Here is a 23,997-nt window from a genome sequence, read left to right as displayed (position 1 = left end):
TTGTAGAGAGACGGTTAACCTGAGCCGCCGGGCACGACTGGCAGCACAGTCCGTCTCACAGCTGGCCAGAGTCTTGTTCTTGCCCGGTTTGAAATCTGTCTCGTACCGTCCGACCCCCTGGATCGGACACCTGCCACCGATATCGGCTCGACCAGAGGCGGCTGGCAAGCGGCCGGGCAGTCGGTCAGAGGGCATCGGAAAGCATCGTTGTTTGGCCAATTCATGGCCGCTACCGTCGCCACAATATGCGCACAGCGGGGCGAGTCACAACAAATTGGCAAACAAAAGGGCTGGCATTATAGAGGAAAACCCCCATTTGGGTAAAATGGCCAGCAGCCTCCTTTGCCCTGTTTTTTGCGTCTCAAGGCAAAAAATGGGCATAAACCGAGATAAACCCGCAGACAGGATCCGCCATGAGCCTCTTTTTGGGCCTGCCACAATGGTCGCACTCGGCCTGGCCCGGTCAATTATTGGGTGTGGGCGCCAAACCCGCCGAACATCTCGCCCACTACGCCCGGGTGTTCAACACAGTCGAAGGCAACACCACCTTTTACGCCTCGCCCACCCCTGACACAGTGCAGCGCTGGGCCGATGCGGTGCCTGCCCACTTTCGTTTCAGCTTCAAGTTTCCGAAAGAAATCAGTCACCAGAGCGATCTGGTGAGCGTAGACAAGCAGGTGACCGAGTTCATTCGCCTGCTCACCCCGCTGCACGACAAGCTGGGGCTGCTCAAGCTGCAGCTGCCCGCGCGCTTCGGCCCGAGCGGCCTTCCCCGCCTCGCCGAATTCTTCAATCGGCTGCCGACAGCGTTTCGCTATGCCCTCGAGGTACGTCATCCCGATTTCTTCGCCAAAGGGGAAGCAGAGCGCAGCCTCAACCGCATGCTGATGGAAAAAGGCATCAACCGCATCATGCTCGACAGCCGGCCACTGTTTTCTGTGCCGGCAACCACGGCAGCCATGATAGATGCACAGGGCAAGAAGCCCAGACTGCCGGTGCACCTACTGGCCACCGCCAGCGCCCCCGTGGTGCGGCTCATCGGTCTGCCGGAACCGGCGGCCAATCACCCCTTCCTGCCAAGCTGGTTGCCCCACTGGCGTCAGTGGCTGGCGGAGGGAAAGGATCTCTACCTCTTTATACATACCGCCGACAATGCCCAGTCACCCGAACTGGCCCGTCAGATAACACACCTGTTGGGACAGGAGATGGCCCCCTGGCCGGGGGAAAACGATCGCGCGCGCCAGGGCGTGCTGCGCTTTTAGCCAGCCACTGCACCAGCCATTCATCAGGCGCAAAAAAAGCCACTTTTTTGTGGCTGGACAGGGCTCGGCGTCAAGACAAATGCCCATCAATCCTCTACACTAGCGCCCCAAGCAAGGGTCCGGAACATGGCCCATACGAACTGGGACGGCCCGAAGGAACTCAAGGCCAGTCACCCCGTTCGTAAACAGGTGATATATCTACTCTTATGGGTATCACCCAACGACTCAATTGAACAATACAGCCGGATTACACCCCGGCTGTCAGGTTGCGCAAGCATGCATACCAAAGACCAAATTTTTGCTGCCCCTATCGCCCGATTGGGAGACTTTTGCTTTGACGAACAGGTCGTCGACGTCTTCCCCGACATGATCCAGCGGTCTGTACCGGGCTACAGCAACATCATCTCCGCCATCGGCATGATGGCTGCCCGTTATGCCCAGCCACAGAGCCGTCTGTACGATCTTGGCTGCTCCCTCGGCGCAGCCACCCAGGCCATGCGTCGCCACCTGACTCAACCGGGTTGCCACATCACGGCGGTGGATCTCTCTCACCCCATGATAGAACGCGCCCGTGCCCACCTTTCGGGTTTCAAATCCGAGGTGCCGGTGGAGCTGGTCGAGGCGGATATCTGCGACATAGCGATCGAAAACGCCTCTGTGGTGGTGCTCAACTTCACCCTGCAGTTCGTAGACCCCGAAAAGCGGATGGCCCTTATCCAGCGCATTTTTGATGGTCTGCGTCCGGGCGGCATCCTGATCCTGAGCGAGAAGTTCCGCTTCGAGGATGAACCGGTCAACGATCTGCTCATCGAGCTGCACCTGGACTTCAAACGCGCCAATGGCTACAGCGAGCTGGAGATCAGCCAGAAACGCAACGCCCTCGAGAACGTGATGCGTACCGACAGCCTGGAGACCCACAGATCCCGCCTGCAAAGCGCCGGCTTCGTTCATCAGGATCTCTGGTTCCAGTGCTTCAACTTCGGTTCCATGATTGCCATCAAATCCAGCGACGCCAACTAAGCCATGATCGACTTTGCCAATTTTTATCAACTGATCGCCAAGAACCGGCTGAGCCACTGGTTGCATACCCTGCCCGCTCAGCTGCATGCCTGGCAGCACGACAACCTGCATGGGGACCTGCCGCGCTGGAATCGCGCCCTCAACAAGCTGCCCACCACAGCGCCCGGCCATATCGAGCTGCAACGGGGCGTCGAGATCGGCAATAGCCAGAGCTTGAGTGAAGGGGAGCGCAAAAAAGTCGAGAGTCTGCTGCGCCAATTCATGCCCTGGCGCAAGGGGCCCTTCAGGGTCCACGGCATCCACATCGATACCGAGTGGCGCTCCGACTGGAAGTGGGATCGGGTATTGCCCCACATCAGCCCGCTGGCTGGCCGCTATGTGCTGGATGTGGGCTGCGGCAGCGGCTATCACCTCTGGCGTATGGTCGGCGAAGGAGCCAAACTGGCCGTCGGCATAGACCCGAGCCCGCTGTTTTTGTGCCAGTTCGAGGCCATTCGTCACTTCACCGGCGGCGATCAGCGCGCTCACCTGTTGCCGCTGGGCATTCAGGAGCTGCCTGACCTGCGCGCCTTTGACACCGTCTTCTCCATGGGGGTGCTCTATCACCGCAAGTCCCCCATAGAGCACATAGAGCAGCTGCGCAACCAGCTCAAAGACGACGGCGAGCTGGTGCTGGAGACGCTGGTGATCGATGGTGGCGTCAATGAGGTGCTGGTGCCCACCGACCGTTACGGCAAGATGCGCAACGTCTGGTTCATCCCCTCAAGCGCGGCGCTCAAACTCTGGGTGGAGCGCTGCGGATTTACCGATGTGCGGATCGTAGACGAGAATATGACCAGCACCGACGAACAGCGTCGTACCGACTGGATGATCAATGAATCCCTGAGCGACTATCTGGATCCTGCGGATCCCGCGCTCACGGTAGAAGGACACCCGGCGCCGAAACGTGCCGTACTGATTGCCAGAAAGGCCAAAGACTAGCCGATGGCGCCAGCGGAAGTTACACTGACCCAATTCCAGGAAGCACAGTTAAATGAATGACATGAAAAGCAAATTAAAAGGAATGACCCTGCTCTCCCTGCTCAGTCTCGGCGGGTGTGTCAGTGTGGATAAAGCGCCTCCGGTACCAACCTTGACGCTGGCAGAGCTTCGCGGCGAGATAAGCTTGAGCGAGCAACGCCTGCAAACATCCATGGAACAGCAACAGAAGCAGTATGTACAGCAACAGCACCTGCTGGTTCAGCTCAACACCGATGTCAACAACATGAAAGAGTCCGTGAAAAAAGTCGACAGCAAGCTCGAAAACCTGGCTCCCGAGCCACCCAAACCCATGGCGATCCCGACCGAGAAGTGTCAGGCCCCGAGCCAGGGCCATACCGTCGACGGCAAACTGCTGGTGGGTGAAGCCGAGTGGATCTGGGTTGATGCCGCCAATGACGCCTTCCAGGCGCGGGTCGATACCGGCGCGACCACCTCTTCCATCAGCGCCCAGGACATCACCATCTTCGAGCGCAACGGCAAGAACTGGGTGCGCTTCTTCCTGAGCCACCAGGAGATGGATGACAAGATCCAGATCGAAGCGCCCCTGGTACGCCACGTGCGTGTGCGTCAGGCCTCTGCCGACGATCTCGACCGTCGTCCCGTGGTGCGTCTGGCGGTGCGGATCGGTGACATGACCGAAAAGGCTGAATTTACCCTGAAAGATCGCAGCGACATGACCTTCCCCGTGCTGCTGGGTCGTGAATTTTTGAAAGACATCGCTGTGGTTGATGTGGCCCGCGAATATATCCAACCAAAACCCACGCTCAAGGATGTGAAATAATCCATGGTTTCCCGTAAGCCGTTCTATTTGCTGGTCGCCCTGCTGTTCATTGTCGGCCTGGGGATGACGTTTTATCACCACATAGCGTTGGATGTACCGCTGACGCCGGGTGAGAAACGCCAGATCTGGTCCATCGAGGCCAAGCTCGAATTTGAAGCCACCGGTGAGCCGGTGATCGCCTCCCTGGCCATTCCGGGCACCCAGCCCGGTTTCACCCTGATGAACGAGAACGCCGCTAGCCCGGGCTACGGCCTGTCATTTGTCGAGAAGGACGGGGATGCCCGCGCCGAGTGGTCGATCCGTTCCGCCTCCGGCCGCCAGGAGCTCTACTACCGCGTCGACATGATGGCTGACGACCATGCCAAGCCGGCTGCCCTGGCAAAGCCTCCCGTCATCGAGAAGCAGATAGAGAGCGAGCCTTACGCCACTGCCATGAAGCAGATCTCCGAACGGGCCCAGGAACGCTCTGCCGACGGTTACACCCTGACCCGCGAGATCATCAAGGAAATAGAGAAGCAGGAGCAGAACGCCGAGCTGCTGAAATCTCACAAGAGCCGGGCCAGCCTGATTGCAGAGCTGCTGAGCAACGCTGATGTCCCGGCGCGCGTGGTCCATGCACTGAGTCTGGAAGACGGCCGTCGTCGCCAGGAGCTGGTGGATTACCTGCAGGTATTCAACAGCCCGACCGACTACAAGCTGTTCAACCCGCAAACCGGTGAGCAGGGTCGCCCTGCCAACCTGCTGCTGTGGGAATACAACTCGGGCGCCCTGCTGGATGTCACCGGCGGCCACAACTCCCGGGTAACCTTCTCGATGATCGAGCAGGAACAACCGGTCAACGTGGCGCTGGCGCAGAAGTTCGAAAAGTCCGAGATGCAGAACTTCTCCATCCACAGTCTGCCGCTGGAAGAGCAGGCGCTGTTCAAAGGCTTGCTGCTGATCCCCATCGGCGTGCTGATGGTGGTGTTCCTGCGGGTTATCGTCGGTATCAAGACCTCGGGCACCTTCATGCCTGTGTTGATCGCGGTCGCCTTCATCCAGACCTCGCTGGTTACCGGCCTGGTCGGCTTCCTGCTGATCGTCGGCACGGGTCTGGTCATCCGCTCCTATCTGTCGCGGCTCAACCTGCTGCTGGTGGCCCGAATATCGGCGATCATCATAATGGTGATCTCGATGATCGGTATCTTCTCAGCGTTCGCTTTCAAGCTGGGACTGACCGACGGCATGAAGATCACCTTCTTCCCGATGATCATCCTCTCCTGGACCATAGAGCGGATGTCCATTCTGTGGGAAGAAGAGGGTCCGAAAGAGGTGGTGCGTCAGGGCGGTGGTTCCCTGCTGGTGGCGGTTATCGCCTACCTGGCCATGGATAACGAGCTGATCCGTCATCTGACCTTCAACTTCCTCGGCCTGCAGCTGGTGCTGATGGCGACCGTGCTGCTGCTGGGCAACTACACCGGCTACAAGCTGAGCGAGCTCAAGCGTTTCAAGCCGCTGGTGAACGAGATCAAGTCTGGCGCCACCCCGGGTAAGGACAAGTAACAGATGTGGTTCTGGGAAAAATACACCAGCCCGTGGAGCCTGTCTCAGGCAGGCATCCTCGGCATGAACAAGCGCAACCACTCCTACATCAGCCGCTACAACCCGCGTCGACTCTACCCGCTGGTGGATGACAAGCTGCAGACCAAGCGCATCGCGCTGGATGCAGGTGTGACAGTGCCCGAGCTTATCGGCACCATCCGCGAGCAGCATGACGTTGGCCGCATTACCGAACTGGTAAAAGATTGGCCTGGCTTTTGTATCAAGCCGGCCCGTGGCTCCGGCGGCAAGGGGATCCTGGTGATCCTCCGTCAGGAAGAGGGTCTCTTCTTCAAACCGAATGGCAGCGCGTCTACCGGTCAGGATCTGGAGCGCCATGTCTCCAACATTCTGGCGGGGCTCTATTCCCTCGGCGGCAAGCCTGACGTGGCACTGGTAGAAGGCCTCATCAACTTTGATGATGTGTTCGACGGTTACTCGTTCGAAGGGGTGCCCGATGCAAGGGTGATCATCTTCAAGGGCTTTCCGGTGATGGCCATGATGCGCCTCTCCACCGCCGCCTCCGACGGCAAGGCAAACCTGCACCAGGGCGCCGTGGGTGTGGGTCTGTGCCTGCGCACCGGCCGGGCGCTGCGAGCGGTGCAGTTTGGCAATCCGCTGCGTCATCACCCGGATACCGGCCTCGATCTGTACGATCTCAAGGTGCCTCACTGGGATACCTTGCTGACGCTGGCAGCCTCCTGCTACGAGATGTCGGGGCTGGGTTACATAGGTACCGACATGGTGCTGGACAAGTTCCGCGGCCCCATGTTGCTGGAGCTCAACGCCCGTCCCGGCCTTGCCATCCAGATCGCCAACGGTCGCGGCCTGGTGCCCAATCTCAAAACCATCGAGAAGCTGGGTCAGGTCAAGATGAACGTGGAGCAGCGGGTCAGCTTCGCCAAGGATCACTTCGGTATCTTCGACGAGTAGCCCCACCACCCGGATAGCAAAAGCGCGCCTTGAGGCGCGCTTTTTTATGGCTGGCATTCGGCCTGTTACATGATTTGGCAGGCGGCAGGCAGAAAAAAACCGATGCCATGGCATCGGTTTTTCAGTATCCGGTACGCAGACCCGATTACAGGGAGGCAGCGTTCTCGGACAGGTACTTGGCAACGCCATCAGCAGAAGCTGTCATGCCTTTTTTACCCTTCTCCCACTGGGCAGGGCACACTTCGCCATGCTCTTCGTGGAATTGCAGGGCATCGACCATGCGCAGCATCTCGTCGATGTTGCGGCCAAGGGGCAGATCGTTGACCACCTGATGACGCACCATGCCGTTGCTGTCGATCAGGAAGGAGCCACGGAAGGCCACACCGGCTTCCGGGTGCTCAACGTCATAGGCTTTGCAGATTTCGTGCTTCACGTCGGCGATCAGCGGGTATTTCACCTGGCCGATACCGCCATCTTCCACCTTGGTGTTACGCCAGGCGTTGTGGGAGAACTGGGAATCGATGGAAACACCGATCACTTCCACACCGCGCTTCTGGAACTCTTCATAGCGGTGATCGAAGGCAATCAGCTCGGACGGACAGACGAAGGTGAAATCGAGGGGATAGAAGAACAGGACGGCTGCTTTGCCTTTGATGTGGGACGCCAGGTTGAAGGAGTCAACAATCTGGCCATTGCCCAGAACGGCAGCAGCGGTGAAATCAGGTGCGGGACGGCCTACCAATACCATATTCAATTCCTCATTATGTGAAGTGAACAATCCTGTCAGGATTGGGCTACCTAGAGCCAAGTCCGTCTAATTCAAGCGACAAACCCTATACCCAGTGGTAGATTAGTTAAATCAAATTAAATAGATAGCATTCATCGGGTTTTCCTATGCAACGTTGGCCCAGCCTGAAACAGCTGCAATATCTGGTCGCTCTCGACGAGCACAAGAACTTCAATCGCGCCGCCAAGGCCTGTCATGTCAGCCAGTCCACCCTGAGTACCGGGATCCAGACGCTGGAAGACATGATGAACCTGCAACTGGTGGAGCGGGACCACAAGAGCTTCATTATGACCCCGGTCGGCATGGAAATCGTCGAGCGAGCTCGCAATTTGCTCTCGGATGCGCGAGATCTGATGGAGCTGGGGCAACATCAGGGCGGCGTCATGCACGGCACAGTCCGGCTCGGCTGCATCCCCACCATAGCCCCCTTCCTGCTCAGCAAGCTGCTGCAGGAGTGCGGCAAGGCTTATCCTGAACTGGAATTGTTGCTGCGTGAAGACACCACCACCAACCTGCTCAAGCAGCTGGAACAGGGTCAACTCGATTTGCTGATCCTGGCGTTGCCGGTGGAGATCGGCGGCTTCCACTGCAAGATGGTTGGCCAGGATCCCTTCCACATGGTGATGCCCGCCAGCATGGCGGCCGGTCTGCATACGCCGTTCGACTACAAGGAGCTGCCCAACCAGAGCATCTTCCTGCTGGAACGGGAGCACTGCCTCACCGAACATGCGGTCAGCGCCTGTCGGCTGCGGGACAAGAGCAAGATAAACCCCTTTGCCGCCACCAGCCTGCACACCCTGGTGCAGATGGTCGGTGCCGGGCTTGGCACCACCTTCCTGCCCCAGATGGCAATAGATTCCGGCATTCTCGACAACACCGACCTGGTGGCCATTCCCCTGCCGGGTGAAAAGCCGTATCGCGAGATAGGCCTGGTGTGGCGCCCCAGCACCACCCGGGTACAGACCTTCTACAAGCTGGCCGAGCTGCTCACTCCGCTCATCGAGCCCAAGACCTGAGTCACGTTCTGAGCCACAAAAACGCCGGCAGCTTGCCGGCGTTTTCATTGGTTCAGACACATCGGCAGATCAGTTGCCGGCCGGTGGCCCAAAGATGCGGGTATAGGAGGTCAGGGTCCGTACGCTCACATCCGCCGGATTGCCGTTCTCGTCATAGAGCGCCAGCTCACCGGTCTGCTTGTTGTGGCCGAGCAGCTGATGAGCACTCAGGTTGCTCAGCGCATCGCTGTCCGCCTTCCACTCCCAGCGCTGGCCCAGACTCAGACTGCAGCTCTGCAACTGGCCGAGGTTGTTGCCATCGAGGCAGCGACGGGTATCCAGCGCACTGACATAACGGCCGTACTGGTCATAGATAAAGGACTGGGCAGCCGAAGTCTCGTCACAGGTCACGGCGCTCAGGCCATGCTCGGCGCCGGCGCTCAGGCAACGGTTGTCAAAGCCCCCCAGCTGCAGGTTGACCGGGCGTCCGCCGGTGAATACCGGATGGTTCCAATCCACCTTGAAGCTGGTTGAGGCGGTCACCCGTCTGCGCTTGTCGACATCCTCGAACCCCTGGAAGGAGACATGCCCTCCCACCACGTAATAGTGCTTGTAGATACCGGTGTAGATGGGGCGGATGTTGACCGAAGAGTCGATCTTGAACTCGGTACTGCCCTTCTCGTCGGGCGCCGCCTTGTAGATGACATCCAGATTCGGCACGAAGCCCTTGTAACTCAGCGGCTGGATGCGGTTGTGATCCACATCGTACCCCATGCCCCAGACGGTGGCGGTCTTGGAGGAGAGCAGTGACTCCGCCGTCGCGTATTGATCCCGCACCCAGCTGAAACTCACCTTCTGGGCGCTCGGCGCCGAGCGTTCGACCCGATAATCCTGGGTGTTGTAGGCAAGCTGACGCTGCTGGCTGAACTTGGCTGACGCCTCCAGCTTGGCCTTGGGCCCATCCTTATTCACTTCAACCCCGCCGGTCACCCCTACCTCGAAACCCGAGATCTCGCGATGCTCATACTTGCTGTTGAGGTTGGTCGGCAGACTCTTGAGCACAGCCGCCTTGGTGTTGGACGCGTCTATGGTGAAGCGATAATCCTGGGCGATGGCATCGGTGGCATAGTCCCGCGCCCAGCCATCGAGCAGCAGATAATCTGCGATGTTCTCGCTCCAGGTGAGGTCCTCATTGAGCTGAATACCGGCACCTACCGACTCGTCATCCAGCGAGATCCGCACTATCTTGGCATCCGGCGTAGCTGACCCCGTGTTGCCAAATTGCAGGGAGCGCTCCAGATTCACCCGATAGACCAGCGAGATGTTTGGCGAGTCACAAAAGAGGCGATCCCCCCGATCCCAGGTGCGTGAGCGCGGGAAGGTACACTCGCCATCGCTGATCTTGCGATTGACGTTGAGATAAAAAGCCACGTGAGGCAGGCCCGCTTCCGCCGTCGCGGTTTGCGTCAGGGAGCGCTTGTGGCGTTTTCCCTGCCCTGCCAGGGTGTCGATTCGCTCCATCACCTGATAGAAGGCAGGATCATCCGCGCCCCCCAGCGGGGTAAACAGCAGCTCCCCCTTGTAGGCGGAGACCAGCACCCAATTGGCATCAAACGAGATGCCTGCCAGCTGCTCCATGGCTTTTCTGGCCTGTTGCCGCTCGACCTTGTCAGTGATGCCGCTGAAATCGATGAAGATACGCTCCCCCTGCCCCAGCACACGCTCGCGCAACTGGTCACGGGTCAACGCCTTGGCGGCCTGTTGTTCATCCAGCCAGCTGCTGGCGTTGAGGTAGACGAGTCCCTGCTCCGATTGCAGGCTGGCCAGCATGGCGGTGCCCTGATCTGTGCGTTCACCTATGTCTTCGGCATGAACGCTGCCAGCCAGCAAGGCCAGCGCGAGCAGACTGAGGGCGGGAATATGAGTGACTAATTTGCGTGGTTTATTGTTTTTCATTGTTATCTCCTGATCGAATCCCGCCAGACTATTTCCCCATGCAGTGAAATAGCATAACCCTGTTATCAATGGTTATATGGAGGCGTTATTCTCTTTGCCAGCCAAGCTGTATCTTCCATTTTTTTCGCTGTGAATTAACAACGGATTGATGGGTGATATTTCATATGGCAGAGCAAGGACCGCAATGCAGTCCAGGGTGGACGACTCGGCGTTCGCCGATGCTATTACACGGTTGTCGCGCTCTGGTGTGCGCCCCATTTATGATGCGGGTGACATCGGTCATGAATCTCGCCATCACAGGTATGACATACTGGCCTGACTCATATGTCTATCGTGTCTGCCTTGCCTGTAACCCCGATTGCACGGGCGACAGGGTGCGAGGAAACACTGACTGCTATGGGCTGGCGATCATGATGCTGCCCTCCTCTTTGCTGGTGGAATTATTCCTCTGGCGCCATAATTAATCAATGCCAGTCAGGGGTTAATATTATTTACAGCCTGTTACAAAATAATTCCCTATATATCCAGCTTGATACTGTCATTTCTTCATTCAGGTAATCCGCATGACTATATATATTACGCAGGAGCATCATAACGAATTAACCTGAAATCAGAACGTGACACAGATCACGCAGTGACGTCAACAAGGATAATAATAAACTTATTTAAATCGCATTAGAATAAACGCGCTAATATTGAAATGCTCATTCAAGTAAGCCGGATGACATTATTCAATTAGTGGTACTTGATGGTATAAATGATATCCATACGACCCCTTTATACTCGACATACCTTGTTAAAATGGGTTTTATCACGGCCAAGGCTATGTTCGAGCCCCAAACCCCGTTTATGATGAGCGGGTCGTCGAGTCGAGGGAGCCCCTATGGATTGCAAGTTACTGCTGCCCCTGCTGGCCCTGTTGCTGGCCGCCTGTTCCAGCACGCCCGAACCGCCGCCACCTCGTCAGAGCAGTGCCTTCGACAGCTTTTATCAGCAGTGGCGTGGTGTGCCCTATCGCATGGGCGGATCCAGCCGGGCGGGCCTCGACTGCTCCGCCTTCACCCAGCTTGCCTACAGCCAGGTACTGGGCTTCAACCTGCCCAGAACCACAGAATCCCAGGCCAGTCTCGGCACGCCGGTCGATCGCTACCGGCTGCAACACGGGGATCTGGTCTTCTTCAAGACCGGCTGGCAGCAATACCATGTCGGTGTCTATACCGGTGCCGGTGAGTTTATCCACGCCTCCACCAGCAAGGGCGTGATCCGCTCGCGCCTCGACAATGTCTACTGGAACAGTCGCTACTGGCAGGCTCGCCGCCTGACGCAGTGAGCCCCGCTCACCATGAGAAATGAGAAAGGCCCGTGACGGGCCTTTCTCATTGTCTGTTTGCAGACTCAGTGCTTGCGATGCCAGCGCGGCGAGGTGGCTTTCTCACCCCAGGGGGTCACGCATGGCAAGAGTGCCCCCTCGATCACCACATCGCTGCTGGCCAGCGCCTCGGCAATCTTCTGGTGCAGCACCCGCAACAGGCGTCCCTCCTGCTCGGCCAGGGAGTGGCCCGCGGCAAAGAACTCGCGCTGATGTTGCAGTGCCAGCTTCTGGGCAAACTCATAGGTATTGAAGCAATCCGGCATCCGCTCGACCACATCATCAAGCCGGGCCAACAAGCTGTTCAGTTCCCTGGTCATATCGCTCACTCCTTGTAGGTTGATAACCAAAAACTACCCCTTATTGGATAAACCACCAACCCTCAAACCCTGAAAGTGTGGTGGGTCGCACAGTTAACAGGTGAGTCATCCGCGACCTTGTACCAAGCCAGATGAGATAACTTTACAGCCGGTTAACAAGCCGCTAGATTTAGACCGACCAATCAGTCGGTCAATTAACAAGCGGGGTAGGCCATGGACCTGGTTCAGTTGCAAGAGAGCACCACAGACAAGTTGTCGCTACCAAACAAGCTGGCCAGGCTCAAACAGGCCTGCCAGGCCAATCCCATGCCTGGCCTGAGTGAACGTAGAGCCCATCTGAATCAGCTCAAGCGCGCCCTGCTCGACCACAAGCAGCAACTGTGCGACGCCCTGGCCCGGGATTATGGCCAGCGCAGCGACTACGACAGCCTGATCGCCGATATCCTGCCCTGTGTCATGCAGATCAACTACACCCAGAAGCGGATCAAACGCTGGATGCGCCCTCACCGCCGCCATACCGGTCTGCTGCTGGCACCGGCCAGAGTCGAGGTGTTCTACCAACCCCTTGGCGTAGTCGGCATCATAGTGCCTTGGAACTTCCCCGTGATGCTGAGCCTGGGACCTCTCATCAGCGCCATCGCCGCCGGCAACCGGGCCATGCTCAAGCTCTCCGAATTCACTCCTCACACCAATGCCGTACTGCGCGAGCTGCTGGACGGCGTGTTTAACGAAGAGGAGGTGACGGTCGTCGAGGGGGATGCGCAAGTGGCCGCGGCGTTCAGCGCCCTCCCCTTCGATCACCTGCTGTTTACCGGCTCGACCGCGGTGGGCAAGCTGGTGATGGCCGCGGCCGCCCCCCAGCTCACCCCGCTCACCCTGGAGCTTGGCGGCAAGAGTCCCTGCCTTGTCGCTCCCGACATGCCCATCGCACTCGCGGTGGAACGGATGATCTTCGGCAAGAGCCTCAACGCCGGCCAGATCTGCGTGGCCCCCGACTATGTGTTGCTGCCACGGGGCCAGGAGCAGGCCTTCATCGAGGCCTATCGCAACCACTTTGCCCGCATTTATCCCAGGGGACTGGCCAGCCCGGATTACGGCTCCATCATCAATGGGCGCCAATATGAACGGATCACCGGCTGGCTGGCCGAGGCCGAACAGGCGGGTGCCCAGGTGCACCCTTGCGGCAGCCCGGCCCGGGACGACATAGCCCACCGGCTGGTGCCCCATCTATTGACCGAGGTACCCAACCACTGTCAGGTGATGCAACAGGAGATCTTCGGCCCCCTGCTGCCGCTGGTGCCCTACGACAGCATCGACGAGGCGCTCGCCTACATAGGTGCCCGCCCCCGCCCCCTCGCCTTCTATTTGATGAGCCTGGATCCGGCCCTGCAAGCCAGAGTGACCCGGGAGACCCACTCCGGCGGCATGGCCATCAACGAGAGCCTGTTCCAGGTGGCGGCCGATGATGTGCCCTTTGGCGGCATAGGTGCCTCCGGCATGGGCCACTACCACGGCCATGAAGGCTTTCTCACCTTCTCCAAGGCCAAAACCGTGCTCAGCCGTGGCAAATTCAGTACCGGCTCCCTGGTTCATCCCCCTTATCGGCGCTGGCACCAGCGGCTGATGATGGCGCTGTTTTTACGCTAACCGCCCGTGACGAGGCCAGCATGAACAAACCCATGACCGACAAACGCCGCCAGATCCTGGATGCTGCCCTTGCCCTGTGTGCAGAGGATGGGCTGCAAGGCGCCGCCACCGCCCGCATCGCCAAGGCAGCAGGGGTGGCTAATGGCACCCTGTTTCACCACTTCCCCAGCAAGGGGGTGCTGATCCAGTGCCTCTATCAGGACATCAAACTGCGCCTCGGCGCCGCCATCACGGAGGCGGACGCCGCCCTGCCCCTGTGCGAGCAGGCCCGTCATTACTGGCAGCAAGCCATGCAGTGGATGCAGGCCCATCCCAACGAGCTCAAGTTCGTGCTGGGCTTCTTCCACTCTCCCCTCCTGGCGCGCTCCCTGCGCAGCCAGATCCTGAGCGAGACCTTGCGTTTTCTGCCGCAACTGCTGACCCAGGGCCAGGCCAGCGGGGTGCTGATGCAAGCCCCGCCGGCCCTGATGCTGGAGGTATGCCAGAGCCAGTTTCTGGCGTGCGCCTCCCTGTTTGTCGATCAACCTGAACTGGGGCAGGACGCCCACTGGCAAGCCAGTGCCTTCGCCCTCTTCTGGTCTGCCATCTCGGGAGTGAATCCTCATGCAAAACCGGACGCTTGAATCCCTGGTGGCCCTTGGCCGCCGTCTCTGGATAGCCACCCTGCTCTGGGTCATAGGGCGTACCCTGTGCCGCGCCGCCCGGGTCGATGAGGCGGTGCGGCGTGAACTCGCCCCCCTGCCCGACGGCCTCACCATACGGCTGGAGGTAGCGGGCCTCACCCAGGCGCTGATCATCCATAAAGCAGCGGGTCGCTGGCAGTGCGGCGTACCGGCACATGCCAGCAGCGATCTGCACCCGCTGCGGGTGCGCTTCAAACATCCGGGTATCGCCTTTCGCGCCCTCAGCTTTCGGCTCGGTGTCAATCAGGCGTTCAGTGAAAACCGCCTGCTGGTGGAAGGGGATCTCACCGTCGCCATGCACCTGGTGCGGGCACTGGAGCAATTGCAGGCCCTGATCCTGCCCGCCTTCATAGCGCGGCCGCTGCTGCGCCACTATCCGAGCCCGCGCAACAAGCTGACGCGTGCCTGCCACATCTACCTGGGTCTGCTGACCGGCTGAATAAAAGGATGAACAACATGAGTCGCTATTACGATTTCTTCTGTCCGGTCAAACTGATGGCGGGCGAGCAGGCGCTGGAACAGCTGGCTGGCGAATTGGCGGGTCTGGGGGCACGCCGTCCGCTGCTGCTCACCGACAAGGGGGTCAGCGGCACAGGGCTCGCCACCCTGCTGGCCAATGTGCTGGCCGAGGGGGAGCTGCCGGTCGCCGACATCTGGGACGAGATCCCGGCCGACTCCTCCACCGCCGTGGTGGAGCGGATCGCGGCCCGCTATCGGGAGCTCGAATGCGACAGCCTGGTGGCGCTGGGCGGCGGCTCCGTCATCGACACCGCCAAGGCGGTCAACATCCTCGCCTCCATGGGCGGGGATCGGCTGCTGGATTACGCCGGTGCAGGCTGTCTGACCCGGCCCCTGCAGCCACTGGCGGTGGTGCCCACCACGGCAGGTACGGGATCCGAGGTGACGCTGGTGGCGGTGATCAAGGATGAGGCGAGCGGGCGCAAGGTGCCCTTCACCTCCCCCTTCCTGCTGCCCCAGCTGGCGGTGCTGGATCCGCGCCTCACCCAGGGCTTGCCCTTCAACATCACGGCCGCCACCGCCATGGATGCCATGACCCACGCCATTGAGGCCTTCATCGGCAATGCCAAGAATCCGGTCAGTGACGCCCTGGCCCTGATGGCGATAGAGAAAATCGCCAACGCCTTGCCCAAGGTGCTGCAAAGCCCGCAAGACAAGCAGCTGCGGCTGCAACTGGCGGAAGGATCCACCCTGGCGGGCATGGCGTTTTCCAACTCCATGGTGGGGTTGGTGCATGCCCTCGGCCACAGCCTGGGGGCACGCTGTCACCTGCCCCATGGTCTGTGCATGAACCTCTTCCTGCCGACCGTGCTCGACTACAACCGGCCGGGCATAGACCCTGAGCTGGCCCGCCTGCTGCTGCCCCTGGTCGGCGCCGAGCGCTTTGCGGCAACCCCGGCCACAGAACGGGCACAAGCCAGCATTCAGGCCCTGTGCGCCCTGCGTGATAGCCTGTGGCAGGCGGTGAAGCTGCCGCGCACCTTGCGTGAGGCAGGCGTCACCGACAAGGGGTTGCTGCCCGAGATCCGGGATCTCGCCATCAATGACGGCGCCCTGCTCTATAACCGCAAGGATGCCGACCGGGCTCAACTGCTCGACCTGCTGGAACGGGCATGGGAGTAATCAGGCTGAGGGCCCCGCATCGCGGGGCCCTCAGTTACCAGCGGATGGTGGCACCAGCGCCGTAGTTGCCGTTATCTTCAGGCGTTTTTTCGCGCCAGATGGACTCCTTGTTGCGGCGGATGGCCTCTTCCCGCTCCTGGTTGCGCTCCCAGACGGGTTTCATCTCATCCTGCGGCCACTCATGTTTCTCCCCCTTGTGATCGATGACGGAGCAGTGCTTTTCGCCGCACTGGTAGGCGTAGGGTTCGACGGCGCAGCCTGTCAGGGCCAGACTCAGGCCAATAAGAGAAATACTCAGAGAGGAAGGCAAGATCATGTGACGCTCCTGTTTGCATCGGTGACGAGAGGGCGCCGAGTGTCAAACAGGAGAGAGAGGGATTCAACCTTGCGAACAGGATGGATTGTTACAAGTTGTACATGAAGAAAATTATCAGCAAGGTACTGATTAATAACATCTTGGTGTCAGGCAGCACCGAGCGCCACGCTAGGTGGCCACCTGCTCTGGCGGCGTGAAGACCCCGGTGGAGAGATAGCGGTCCCCCCGATCACAGATGATGGCCACCACCACCCCCTGCTTGATCTCTGCCGCCACCCGCAGGGCTCCGGCCACGGCACCACCTGAGCTGACCCCGCAGCAGATCCCCTCCTCCCGCGCCAGTCGGCGCATCATGACCAGCGCCTCCTCTTGCGTCACATCCAGCACCCGATCGACTCGTTGTGGCTCGAAAATGGCGGGCAGATAGGCTGCAGGCCAGCGGCGAATGCCCGGGATCTGGCTCCCCTCTGCCGGTTGCAGGCCTATCACCTGCACCGCCGGGTTCTGCTCCTTCAGATAACGGGAGACCCCCATTATGGTGCCAGTGGTGCCCATGGCGGAGACGAAGTGAGTGACCGCCCCCTCGCTCTGGCGCCAAATTTCGGGGCCGGTCGACTGATAGTGGGCATCCGGGTTGGCCGGGTTGTTGAACTGATCGAGCACCAGCCCCTCGCCGCGGGCCTCCATGGCCAACGCCAGATCCCGCGCCTCTTCCATGCCGTTCTCCACCAGCACCAGCTCGGCACCATAGGCCTGCATGGCATCTCGCCGCTCCTGGCTCATGGTACGCGGCATGATGAGCCGCATCCGGTAACTTCGCGCCGCCGCCACCATGGCAAGGGCGATGCCTGTGTTGCCGGAGGTGGCCTCGATGAGCCGGGCTCCCGGCAGCAAGCGACCGCTCGCTTCGGCGCTCTTGATGAGGTTCAGCGCCGGCCTGTCCTTGACCGAACCGGCGGGATTGTTGCCCTCCAGCTTCACCAGCAGGGTGACGTCGGGCCAGGGATTGATGCGGCGCAGGGCCAGCAAGGGGGTATTGCCAATCAGATCTTCCAGCGTGGCGAAGGCCATAATGGGATCCATCCTCTGTTAACTGTTCTATACCTTGGCTAGCGGGTATGCACCCGATGGGGTTCGCAGTGTAAGCGAGCCCGCACAGTTGGCAAAGGGTTGCCAACATGGTCAGATAGCCCCATCCCCCGTATCGAGGAGCAAGCATGAGCGAGATCATTCATCAGGCCAACCAGCAACAATTCATCTGTGTGGTGGATGGCAAGGAGTCCAGGCTGCGTTACCGCCGGCTCGATGCCAAGACCATAGATGCCTACAGCACCTTCGTCCCGCCAGAGCTCAGGATACAGGGCATAGCCGATCAGCTGGCGCGCACCTTCTACGACTGGACCCAGGCCGAGGGGCTCACCATAGTGCCCAGCTGCAGCTACATAGACGTCTGGCTGCGCCGCAATGCAGGTTGAGGTGCTGGCCCCGTTGGCACTAGACGACGCTGACTTGAGAGCGCAGACAGACGCCTGCTGCGGGCCGATCGCCAGCGGATGGCCTGTTTGCAGGCCGCCGCCGAGCTGGCCCTGCCCGACTGGGCGCTGGGGGCCGGTTTTATCCGCAACCTCGTCTGGGATCACCTGCACGGCAAAGCTGTACCTACCCCGCTCAACGATATCGATCTCATCTACCTAGACCCCCTTGACCCGCAAGGGTTGGCAGAGTCTGAACATGAGCAGTGGCTGACGGCCCGCCTGCCCGGCCAGCACTGGGAAGTGCGCAATCAGGCCCGCATGCACCAGCGCCAGCGGGTTTCCCCCTTTGCCAGCAGTCTGGAAGCTCTCAGCCACTGGGTGGAGGTACCTACCTGCATCGGGGTCAGGCTGCTGCCGGACGAGGAGTTCGAGTGGCTGGCCCCCTACGGTTTTGCCCACAACTGGTCCCTGCAGGTGAGTGCCAATCCGCGCTGTCGTCAGGAGAGCCAGGTGTTTGTGCAGCGCATCCAGGAAAAACGTTGGCTGAGCATCTGGCCTGACCTTGTGGTGAACTGGCCATAACCGCATTGCAATGTTTCGGCAACCTTGGGCACACTAGGGAAAAGCTGTTTGTAACTCAATGGGTTAAATAATGCGCGACTTCTTCTCTCTCGAACGCTGGCTACCGGGCCTCGCCGCCCTGCTGCAATACCAGCGGGCCTGGCTGATGCCGGATGTGCGCGCTGGACTGTCGGTGGCGGCCGTGGCGCTGCCCGTGGCCATCGCCTATGCCGAGCTCGCCGGCGTGGGGCCCCTGGTCGGCCTCTACTCCTGCATACTGCCCATGCTGGTCTATGCCCTGTTTGGCACCTCCCGCCAGCTCATCGTCGGCCCGGATGCCGCCACCTGCGCCGTCATCGCCGCCGTGGTGACCCCGCTCGCCGCCGGTGATGCTACCCGCCACTGGCAACTGGTGATGACAATGACCGCCATGACGGGTTTCTGGTGCCTCATCGCCAGCCGCTTCAAGCTGGGGGTGCTGGCGGACTTTCTCTCCCGCCCCATACTGATGGGGCTGCTCAACGGGGTGGCCATCACCATCATGGTGGGCCAGCTCTCCAAGATCTTCGGATTTACCTTCGATGAGCGTTACCTCATAGAGCGGATCGCCAGCGGGGCCTACTACATCACTCAAACCCATCTGCCAACCCTGGCCATGAGCCTGACGGCCTTGCTCACCCTGCTGCTGGCCAAACGTTACAAGCCTGCCTGGCCCTCCTCCATGGTGGCCATGGTGGTGACGGGGGCGCTGGTATGGGGTTTCAGCCTTGGGGATCACGAAATCGCCACCCTCGGTCTGGTGGGCTCGGGCCTGCCCGCGTTTCAGCTCCCCCAGTTTCCTCCCGGCCTGATGCGCGAACTGGTGCTGCCCGCCTTGAACCTCGCCATGGTGAGCTTCGTCTCCATGATGCTCACCGCCCGCAGCTTCGCCGCCAAAAACGGCTACGAGATAGATGCGGACAAGGAGTTTCGGGCCCTTGGCATGGCCAATCTGGCAGCAGCCGCCTCCCAGGGCTTTGCCATCAGCGGGGCGGATTCGCGCACCGCGGTCAACGATGCCAACGGCGGCAAGAGCCAGCTGGTCTCCATCATAGCCGCCGCCGTGATCGCCATCATCACCTTCTACCTGACGGCGCCGCTGCAATACATACCCACGGCCGCCCTCGGTGTTGTGCTGGTGATGGCGGCGCTGTCGCTCACCGACTTTCGCAGCCTCTGGGCCCTGCGCCACTCCGACAGATCCGCCTTCTGGCTGGCGCTCATCACCTTCATCAGCGTGCTGGCCATGGGGGTGATCCCTGGGATCACCCTCGCAGTGCTACTGGGTCTGTTCCAGTTCCTGCGCAACGTGATGCGTCCCACAGATCAACTGCTCGGCATGGATGACGAGGGGGTGGTACGCACCCTGGGGGACAACGAACAGGCCAAGGCCATTCCCGGCATCCTGGTCTATCGCTTCAACTCGCCGCTCACCTACTTCAACGCCCCCTACTTCAAACGGCGGGTATTGGCGCTGCTGGTGCAGGATCCCCACAATCCCAAATGCCTGGTGGTGGATGCGGTAGCCTGTTTCACCCATCAGGACATCAGCGTGATGAGCATGGTGGGGGAGCTGCACAGGGATCTGAAACGGCGCGGCATTCACATGGTGATGGCGGGTCGCCACGGCCAGATGAGCCAGTGGCTCAAGCAGGCGGGGATCCGGGTGGGCGACGAGGGTGTCATCCTCTGCCCCGACATGTATCAGGCGCTGCGCATGACCCGCTGCTACCGCGAGCCGGTGTTCAAGGATGACGCCGTGGTGGAGAGCACCACGGACGCCATCCTCTCCCACTGGCCTCAGGATGATGCGCTGCCGGACTCGGCGCGGCTCACCCTGCCCTCCGAGCAGGAGGCGGGCGCCACCCTGGCCTGATCGGTTGCCAGACCATGCCCAGGGCTGGTCTGGCACACTCTCCTCCCAAGGCAAGATTGCACCCCGCAGGCTCTTGGTGTTAAATGCCCGTCCAGATGGCGCTGACGAGGGCCATCCCCAGTATTTGGACATCCCATGCAAACTCAACCCCACGCGGGCCCGGGCACACTTTTCTCCCTGACCTGGCCGCTGTTTATCGATCTCGCCCTGCACTTTCTGACCGGGGCCCTCAACACCTTCATGGTGGGCCACGTCTCCTATCAGGGCGTCGCCGCACTGGCGGTCGGCAACCAGGTGTTTGATCTGGCCATCACCTTGTTCAGCTTCGTCAGCATAGGCACCAGCGTGGTGATCACCCAGTATCTGGGGGCTGGCGATCGGGAAAAAGCCCGCATCGTCATCCACACCGCCATCGGCTTCAACCTGCTGGTGGGGCTGGTGGCTGCGGTCGGCGTGCTCGCCGGTGCCAGCACCATGCTCTCCCTGATGAACCTGCCTGCCCACCTGATGGGCGATGCCACTCTTTATCTGCAGATTATCGGCCTGTGCCTGCTGCCGGAGGCGGCAGCCCTCTGTCTGGCCGCCACCCTGCGCGCCCACGGTCATACCCGTCAGGCCATGTACGTGACCCTGACCGTCAACCTCATCACCTTCGTCGGCAACCTGCTGTTGCTCTACGGCTGGTTCGGCCTGCCACAGCTTGGGGTAGCCGGGGTTGCCATCAGCACTGTAGCGGGTCGCATCGTTGGCGTAGTGCTGCTGGTGTGGCTGGTGACGCGCAAGACAGGAATCCGCTTGCGTCTGCCCGAGATTGTCCGTCCCAGCAAGGTCATGCTAGACAAGGTGCTGCACATAGGCCTGCCGGCGGCGGGGGAGAACCTCTCCTGGATGCTGCAGTTCATGGTGGTCACCGCCTTCGTCGGCCTGCTCGGTGACAAGGCGCTGGCGACCCAGTCCTACTTCTTCCAGATCTGCCTGTTCATTCTGCTGTTCGGCCTCTCCATCGGCCTTGGCAACGAGATCATCATCGGCCATCTGGCGGGGGCGCGCCGCTTCGAGCAGGCCTATAACCAGCTGATGAAGAGCCTCAAGTTAGGCCTCATCGTCACGACCCTGATCGCCATCGCCGCCGCCCTGAACGGCCGCGCCATCATCAGCCTGTTCACCGACGATCCGGACATCATCACCCAGGTGGCACAGCTGTTTCTCATCAGCCTCATCCTCGAACCCGGCCGCACCTTCAATCTGGTGGTGATCAACGCCCTGCGTGCCACCGGGGATGCCCGTTTCCCGCTCTACATGGCGCTCGTCTCCATGTGGGGGATTGCCGTTCCGCTCGCCTATTTCCTTGGTATCATGCAGGGTTATGGACTGGTCGGCATCTGGTTGGCGCTCGCCTGCGATGAGTGGGTACGCGGTCTGGCCATGTTCTGGCGCTGGCGCAGTCGTCGCTGGCAAAACAAAATTCTTGTTGAAACATAAGCGGAATCACAATGAAGAAAATCGGACTCTTGTTGGCTGCCATCCTGCTCAGCCCGCTGGCCATGGCGCAAACCGCGCCCGCAGCCCCCAAGGCGCAGGCCTCCAAAATCTGGTATGTGGCGCCCATCGCCATCGACGAGACGAGCGAAGCCCAGAAGGCGCTGACCAAAGATTTTATGGCCCAGATGATCAAGACCATCAAGATCAACGAATACCAGACCGGCAAAGCACTCGGCAAGACCAAGGATCCCAAATGGCTGATCCGCACCAAGCTGATGCCAGCCAGCACTGAGCCGCTGGTCGGCAAGAAGCACCCGCAGGGTCTCACCTACGGCAAGGGCATCCCCACCCAGGAAATCGTCGGCGAGCTCATCATGAACGGCACGCTCGTCGCTCATGTGGGGCAGGGCTGGCGTGAGCCCATAGTGCCGGGCACCCCGGTGGCCGAGAAGATCACCATAGCCAACTACCAGTACGCCATCGGCAACGAAGCCAAGGCGCCGGATCTGGAAGAGCTGGCAGCGCAGATAGGCTTCGAAGTGGGCAAGGTCATCGCCCGCGATGGCAAGCCGCTGCCCGAGAAGAAAAAGAAAAAAGAGTAAACGCCATACCCGTTACGAAAAGGGGCCTTGCGCCCCTTTTTGCTGCCCGCTCGCCAGCCCGCCGCCGTCATCAAACCGTCACAACTGTGATCGAGATTCCAGTTTGAAGCTCAAAACCTTACTTACAAATGACTTATCAGCTTGTAATTCAACGAGTTAAAAATCATCTTCCCCATGTAGCAAATCATTGGTTCCGAATTCGATCGGGATCACATTTATCTCTGGGGGGAAGGGGTACTTTTGTTTTGAAGGCACAATCAAACGAAACCAAGGAGGCTTCATTACATGTTCCCAGAGTACAGAGATCTCATCTCGAAACTGAAGAGCAGTGATGTCCATTTCCAGAAGAAGTTTGACTTGCACAACGACCTGGATGCGGAGATTAGAAAGTTGGAAAAGCATCATGCCAGCGATTACAGCTCCGAGGTGAAGGATCTGAAAAAACAGAAACTCAAACTGAAAGAGGAGATATACGACATCCTCAAACAACATCCACATTAGACGCCTCGACGAATACCCGGATAAGCAACTTATCCCCCAGCCCGGCTCAAGCCGGGCTTTTTATTGGCCGCTCACGACGGCGCTAAGTAGACCCTATCAGGCCGCCAACGGCAGCCCAAGCCACCCCGCTCCCAGAATGCCGATCGTCCCAGCTATATATTGCTCTGTCATCATCCCCTTCTCCTGCTTGACGCTGTTTGCCCCGCAGCTACCTACCTTGGAATGAAAAGAAAGCATTAGTCTGCACCATAGGTGCGATATCATCCCATACTTAGTTTTTTATATTGGCGTGTGAAACTTTAGTTCGTATAGCAGTTTCAAAACCGAAACGATTACCGTCAATTTGATCGCTTGGACGGATCCTGAACAATTCAATATTAGCAATTGAGAAAATACCATTCTTTAATTCATCATTTAGTTTTGCTTTATCAGTATCATGATAAGCACTATCTACTTCAAAAAAATATTTGGGAGTATGATTATCTGTCGGATCATAAACAACAAAGTCAATGATTGCCTTGAAGAAGTAATTCTTTGAGTTTACCCCAAGATGCTCTTGTATTTTATCAAATTCAAAAATATTGCTTAAAGCAACATTTGGATAAATGAAATAGGTAGGGAAAACATTTTTTAATGCTTGGTAAAACTCAGATTCCAATTTACTTTTAAACAACGGTTGTAGCCAATCAACCCGCATAGCTTTAGGTTTTCCCGTCGGAGTTGATTGCAACCTTTGACTTGTAGCCACTTCCTTTTCTTTAGTCTTTTCAATAAATTCTTTGGCATTTGTTGAATGGATACACAACTTGGAAAATGCTATCAATGATGATGGCTCACTCTTTTCCAAAGCTGAAAACCCTATATCCTCGATAGTATTGCGCGCTGATTCACTTATGTAGATATATTTAGCCAGTTCCAACCTTAGATATTCAAAACACAACTTACCCACCAATATATATTTCTCATTTGAAATATAACTAATAAACTCACTTTCTAAAAATCTGCAAATGCTCTGCCATTCAGCTTGATTTCGCATTAAGGCATTATGTTTTGTTTTAGGGAAGGTGCGAACAAGTCCCTGATATGAGATCATGTTTGTCATCTGGAGCCATGGAACAGGGTTCATCATGAG

23 protein-coding genes and 1 pseudogene are annotated in these 23,997 nt (G+C 59.0%); 18 read left to right on the top strand and 6 right to left on the bottom strand.

What is annotated here, in order from left to right; all coding sequences use genetic code 11:
* The first annotated feature begins 413 nt into the window (after window positions 1-413).
* The 6 genes from OKC28_RS18470 to OKC28_RS18445 all read left to right on the top strand — a co-directional run bounded on the left by OKC28_RS18470 (window position 414) and on the right by OKC28_RS18445 (window position 6,615).
* On the top strand, window positions 414-1,262 hold the full coding sequence (locus tag OKC28_RS18470) for a DUF72 domain-containing protein (RefSeq protein ID WP_270690780.1): 849 nt from the start codon (window positions 414-416) through the stop codon (window positions 1,260-1,262).
* 276 nt (window positions 1,263-1,538) lie between these two features.
* Window positions 1,539-2,282 (top strand): carboxy-S-adenosyl-L-methionine synthase CmoA, encoded by a 744-nt coding sequence (cmoA, locus tag OKC28_RS18465; RefSeq protein WP_059112564.1) that lies wholly within the window; start codon window positions 1,539-1,541, stop codon window positions 2,280-2,282.
* Between the two features lie 3 nt (window positions 2,283-2,285).
* Window positions 2,286-3,263, top strand: a complete 978-nt coding sequence (gene cmoB / locus OKC28_RS18460) for a tRNA 5-methoxyuridine(34)/uridine 5-oxyacetic acid(34) synthase CmoB (protein ID WP_219593641.1) — start codon at window positions 2,286-2,288, stop codon at window positions 3,261-3,263.
* Between the two features lie 52 nt (window positions 3,264-3,315).
* Window positions 3,316-4,104 carry an ATP-dependent zinc protease family protein gene (locus OKC28_RS18455; RefSeq protein ID WP_034523284.1) on the top strand — a complete coding sequence of 263 codons (789 nt, stop codon included), beginning with the start codon at window positions 3,316-3,318 and terminating at the stop codon, window positions 4,102-4,104.
* A 3-nt stretch (window positions 4,105-4,107) separates the two neighbouring features.
* Entirely contained in the window at window positions 4,108-5,646 is a 1,539-nt protein-coding gene (locus OKC28_RS18450; RefSeq protein WP_059112566.1) for an inactive transglutaminase family protein, read from the top strand.
* Between the two features lie 3 nt (window positions 5,647-5,649).
* Window positions 5,650-6,615, top strand: a complete 966-nt coding sequence (locus OKC28_RS18445) for an alpha-L-glutamate ligase-like protein (protein ID WP_021137922.1) — start codon at window positions 5,650-5,652, stop codon at window positions 6,613-6,615.
* A 145-nt stretch (window positions 6,616-6,760) separates the two neighbouring features.
* Here OKC28_RS18445 and OKC28_RS18440 read toward each other — a convergent pair whose 3' ends face one another.
* Window positions 6,761-7,363 (bottom strand): peroxiredoxin C, encoded by a 603-nt coding sequence (locus OKC28_RS18440; protein ID WP_059112567.1) that lies wholly within the window; start codon window positions 7,361-7,363, stop codon window positions 6,761-6,763.
* A 146-nt stretch (window positions 7,364-7,509) separates the two neighbouring features.
* Here OKC28_RS18440 and OKC28_RS18435 point away from each other — a divergent pair, with 146 nt between their 5' ends.
* Window positions 7,510-8,418, top strand: a complete 909-nt coding sequence (locus tag OKC28_RS18435) for a hydrogen peroxide-inducible genes activator (protein WP_005313062.1) — start codon at window positions 7,510-7,512, stop codon at window positions 8,416-8,418.
* Window positions 8,419-8,487: 69 nt separating this feature from the next.
* On the opposite strand, the gene ahh1 is transcribed toward OKC28_RS18435, so the two are convergent.
* The gene (gene ahh1, locus OKC28_RS18430; protein ID WP_270690777.1) at window positions 8,488-10,353 is read right to left on the bottom strand and encodes a hemolysin Ahh1; all 1,866 of its coding nucleotides are present in this window, start codon (window positions 10,351-10,353) and stop codon (window positions 8,488-8,490) included.
* A gap of 883 nt (window positions 10,354-11,236) precedes the next feature.
* On the opposite strand from ahh1, the gene OKC28_RS18425 reads away from it, so the two are divergent.
* Complete coding sequence (locus OKC28_RS18425) at window positions 11,237-11,683, top strand: C40 family peptidase (RefSeq protein WP_021137925.1); 447 nt, start codon at window positions 11,237-11,239, stop codon at window positions 11,681-11,683.
* 65 nt (window positions 11,684-11,748) lie between these two features.
* Here OKC28_RS18425 and OKC28_RS18420 read toward each other — a convergent pair whose 3' ends face one another.
* The gene (locus tag OKC28_RS18420) at window positions 11,749-12,042 is read right to left on the bottom strand and encodes a hypothetical protein (RefSeq protein ID WP_005313055.1); all 294 of its coding nucleotides are present in this window, start codon (window positions 12,040-12,042) and stop codon (window positions 11,749-11,751) included.
* Window positions 12,043-12,255: 213 nt separating this feature from the next.
* Here OKC28_RS18420 and OKC28_RS18415 point away from each other — a divergent pair, with 213 nt between their 5' ends.
* The 4 genes from OKC28_RS18415 to OKC28_RS18400 are packed head-to-tail and all read left to right on the top strand — an operon-like array spanning window position 12,256 to window position 16,013.
* Window positions 12,256-13,689, top strand: a complete 1,434-nt coding sequence (locus OKC28_RS18415; RefSeq protein WP_256688042.1) for a coniferyl aldehyde dehydrogenase — start codon at window positions 12,256-12,258, stop codon at window positions 13,687-13,689.
* A 20-nt stretch (window positions 13,690-13,709) separates the two neighbouring features.
* The gene (locus tag OKC28_RS18410; RefSeq protein ID WP_256688041.1) at window positions 13,710-14,312 is read left to right on the top strand and encodes a TetR/AcrR family transcriptional regulator; all 603 of its coding nucleotides are present in this window, start codon (window positions 13,710-13,712) and stop codon (window positions 14,310-14,312) included.
* Window positions 14,293-14,811, top strand: a complete 519-nt coding sequence (locus OKC28_RS18405) for an SCP2 sterol-binding domain-containing protein (RefSeq protein WP_087756047.1) — start codon at window positions 14,293-14,295, stop codon at window positions 14,809-14,811. Before OKC28_RS18410 ends, OKC28_RS18405 begins: the two co-directional genes overlap by 20 nt.
* A gap of 17 nt (window positions 14,812-14,828) precedes the next feature.
* A complete protein-coding gene (locus OKC28_RS18400) occupies window positions 14,829-16,013 on the top strand; it encodes an iron-containing alcohol dehydrogenase (protein ID WP_234576360.1) in 1,185 nt (394 codons plus the stop codon).
* 34 nt (window positions 16,014-16,047) lie between these two features.
* On the opposite strand, the gene OKC28_RS18395 is transcribed toward OKC28_RS18400, so the two are convergent.
* The gene (locus OKC28_RS18395) at window positions 16,048-16,329 is read right to left on the bottom strand and encodes a hypothetical protein (RefSeq protein WP_256688040.1); all 282 of its coding nucleotides are present in this window, start codon (window positions 16,327-16,329) and stop codon (window positions 16,048-16,050) included.
* A gap of 168 nt (window positions 16,330-16,497) precedes the next feature.
* Window positions 16,498-17,412 carry a cysteine synthase CysM gene (cysM, locus tag OKC28_RS18390; RefSeq protein ID WP_270690771.1) on the bottom strand — a complete coding sequence of 305 codons (915 nt, stop codon included), beginning with the start codon at window positions 17,410-17,412 and terminating at the stop codon, window positions 16,498-16,500.
* Window positions 17,413-17,546: 134 nt separating this feature from the next.
* Here cysM and OKC28_RS18385 point away from each other — a divergent pair, with 134 nt between their 5' ends.
* The 6 genes and pseudogenes from OKC28_RS18385 to OKC28_RS18360 all read left to right on the top strand — a co-directional run bounded on the left by OKC28_RS18385 (window position 17,547) and on the right by OKC28_RS18360 (window position 22,865).
* Window positions 17,547-17,804, top strand: coding sequence for a GNAT family N-acetyltransferase (locus OKC28_RS18385; RefSeq protein ID WP_005313036.1), 258 nt, complete (start codon window positions 17,547-17,549; stop codon window positions 17,802-17,804).
* A pseudogene (locus tag OKC28_RS18380) lies at window positions 17,794-18,386 on the top strand (nucleotidyltransferase family protein). The gene OKC28_RS18385 and the pseudogene OKC28_RS18380 overlap by 11 nt, the downstream one beginning before the upstream one ends.
* A gap of 70 nt (window positions 18,387-18,456) precedes the next feature.
* Window positions 18,457-20,280 carry a SulP family inorganic anion transporter gene (locus OKC28_RS18375; RefSeq protein ID WP_017411715.1) on the top strand — a complete coding sequence of 608 codons (1,824 nt, stop codon included), beginning with the start codon at window positions 18,457-18,459 and terminating at the stop codon, window positions 20,278-20,280.
* A gap of 135 nt (window positions 20,281-20,415) precedes the next feature.
* On the top strand, window positions 20,416-21,762 hold the full coding sequence (locus OKC28_RS18370) for an MATE family efflux transporter (RefSeq protein ID WP_021137933.1): 1,347 nt from the start codon (window positions 20,416-20,418) through the stop codon (window positions 21,760-21,762).
* A gap of 11 nt (window positions 21,763-21,773) precedes the next feature.
* Window positions 21,774-22,364, top strand: coding sequence for a hypothetical protein (locus tag OKC28_RS18365; protein ID WP_005313022.1), 591 nt, complete (start codon window positions 21,774-21,776; stop codon window positions 22,362-22,364).
* A gap of 285 nt (window positions 22,365-22,649) precedes the next feature.
* The gene (locus OKC28_RS18360; RefSeq protein WP_005313020.1) at window positions 22,650-22,865 is read left to right on the top strand and encodes a YdcH family protein; all 216 of its coding nucleotides are present in this window, start codon (window positions 22,650-22,652) and stop codon (window positions 22,863-22,865) included.
* A gap of 271 nt (window positions 22,866-23,136) precedes the next feature.
* Here OKC28_RS18360 and OKC28_RS18355 read toward each other — a convergent pair whose 3' ends face one another.
* Complete coding sequence (locus OKC28_RS18355) at window positions 23,137-23,562, bottom strand: DUF2726 domain-containing protein (RefSeq protein ID WP_270690806.1); 426 nt, start codon at window positions 23,560-23,562, stop codon at window positions 23,137-23,139.
* Window positions 23,563-23,997: the final 435 nt, after the last annotated feature.

The sequence above is a fragment of the Aeromonas sp. D3 genome, assembly GCF_027705025.1.
GTDB lineage: Bacteria > Pseudomonadota > Gammaproteobacteria > Enterobacterales > Aeromonadaceae > Aeromonas > Aeromonas salmonicida.
The sequence above is the reverse complement of the archived record's forward strand: the minus strand, read 5'-3'. Positions and strand labels throughout refer to the sequence as shown.

Bases quoted from the DNA above. Each gene is read 5' to 3' on its own strand.
- OKC28_RS18470 (WP_270690780.1), top strand. From the start codon at position 414: ATGAGCCTCTTTTTGGGCCTGCCACAATGGTCGCACTCGGCCTGGCCC.
- OKC28_RS18455 (WP_034523284.1), top strand. From the start codon at position 3,316: ATGAATGACATGAAAAGCAAATTAAAAGGAATGACCCTGCTCTCCCTG.
- OKC28_RS18410 (WP_256688041.1), top strand. From the start codon at position 13,710: ATGAACAAACCCATGACCGACAAACGCCGCCAGATCCTGGATGCTGCC.
- OKC28_RS18405 (WP_087756047.1), top strand. From the start codon at position 14,293: ATGCAAAACCGGACGCTTGAATCCCTGGTGGCCCTTGGCCGCCGTCTC.
- OKC28_RS18395 (WP_256688040.1), bottom strand. From the start codon at position 16,329: ATGATCTTGCCTTCCTCTCTGAGTATTTCTCTTATTGGCCTGAGTCTG.
- cysM (WP_270690771.1), bottom strand. From the start codon at position 17,412: ATGGATCCCATTATGGCCTTCGCCACGCTGGAAGATCTGATTGGCAAT.
- OKC28_RS18365 (WP_005313022.1), top strand. From the start codon at position 21,774: ATGAAGAAAATCGGACTCTTGTTGGCTGCCATCCTGCTCAGCCCGCTG.
- cmoA (WP_059112564.1), top strand. From the start codon at position 1,539: ATGCATACCAAAGACCAAATTTTTGCTGCCCCTATCGCCCGATTGGGA.
- OKC28_RS18445 (WP_021137922.1), top strand. From the start codon at position 5,650: ATGTGGTTCTGGGAAAAATACACCAGCCCGTGGAGCCTGTCTCAGGCA.
- OKC28_RS18425 (WP_021137925.1), top strand. From the start codon at position 11,237: ATGGATTGCAAGTTACTGCTGCCCCTGCTGGCCCTGTTGCTGGCCGCC.
- OKC28_RS18360 (WP_005313020.1), top strand. From the start codon at position 22,650: ATGTTCCCAGAGTACAGAGATCTCATCTCGAAACTGAAGAGCAGTGAT.
- OKC28_RS18375 (WP_017411715.1), top strand. From the start codon at position 18,457: ATGCGCGACTTCTTCTCTCTCGAACGCTGGCTACCGGGCCTCGCCGCC.
- OKC28_RS18435 (WP_005313062.1), top strand. From the start codon at position 7,510: ATGCAACGTTGGCCCAGCCTGAAACAGCTGCAATATCTGGTCGCTCTC.
- OKC28_RS18400 (WP_234576360.1), top strand. From the start codon at position 14,829: ATGAGTCGCTATTACGATTTCTTCTGTCCGGTCAAACTGATGGCGGGC.
- OKC28_RS18370 (WP_021137933.1), top strand. From the start codon at position 20,416: ATGCAAACTCAACCCCACGCGGGCCCGGGCACACTTTTCTCCCTGACC.
- OKC28_RS18450 (WP_059112566.1), top strand. From the start codon at position 4,108: ATGGTTTCCCGTAAGCCGTTCTATTTGCTGGTCGCCCTGCTGTTCATT.
- OKC28_RS18420 (WP_005313055.1), bottom strand. From the start codon at position 12,042: ATGACCAGGGAACTGAACAGCTTGTTGGCCCGGCTTGATGATGTGGTC.
- OKC28_RS18440 (WP_059112567.1), bottom strand. From the start codon at position 7,363: ATGGTATTGGTAGGCCGTCCCGCACCTGATTTCACCGCTGCTGCCGTT.
- OKC28_RS18385 (WP_005313036.1), top strand. From the start codon at position 17,547: ATGAGCGAGATCATTCATCAGGCCAACCAGCAACAATTCATCTGTGTG.
- ahh1 (WP_270690777.1), bottom strand. From the start codon at position 10,353: ATGAAAAACAATAAACCACGCAAATTAGTCACTCATATTCCCGCCCTC.
- OKC28_RS18415 (WP_256688042.1), top strand. From the start codon at position 12,256: ATGGACCTGGTTCAGTTGCAAGAGAGCACCACAGACAAGTTGTCGCTA.
- cmoB (WP_219593641.1), top strand. From the start codon at position 2,286: ATGATCGACTTTGCCAATTTTTATCAACTGATCGCCAAGAACCGGCTG.
- OKC28_RS18355 (WP_270690806.1), bottom strand. From the start codon at position 23,562: ATGCGGGTTGATTGGCTACAACCGTTGTTTAAAAGTAAATTGGAATCT.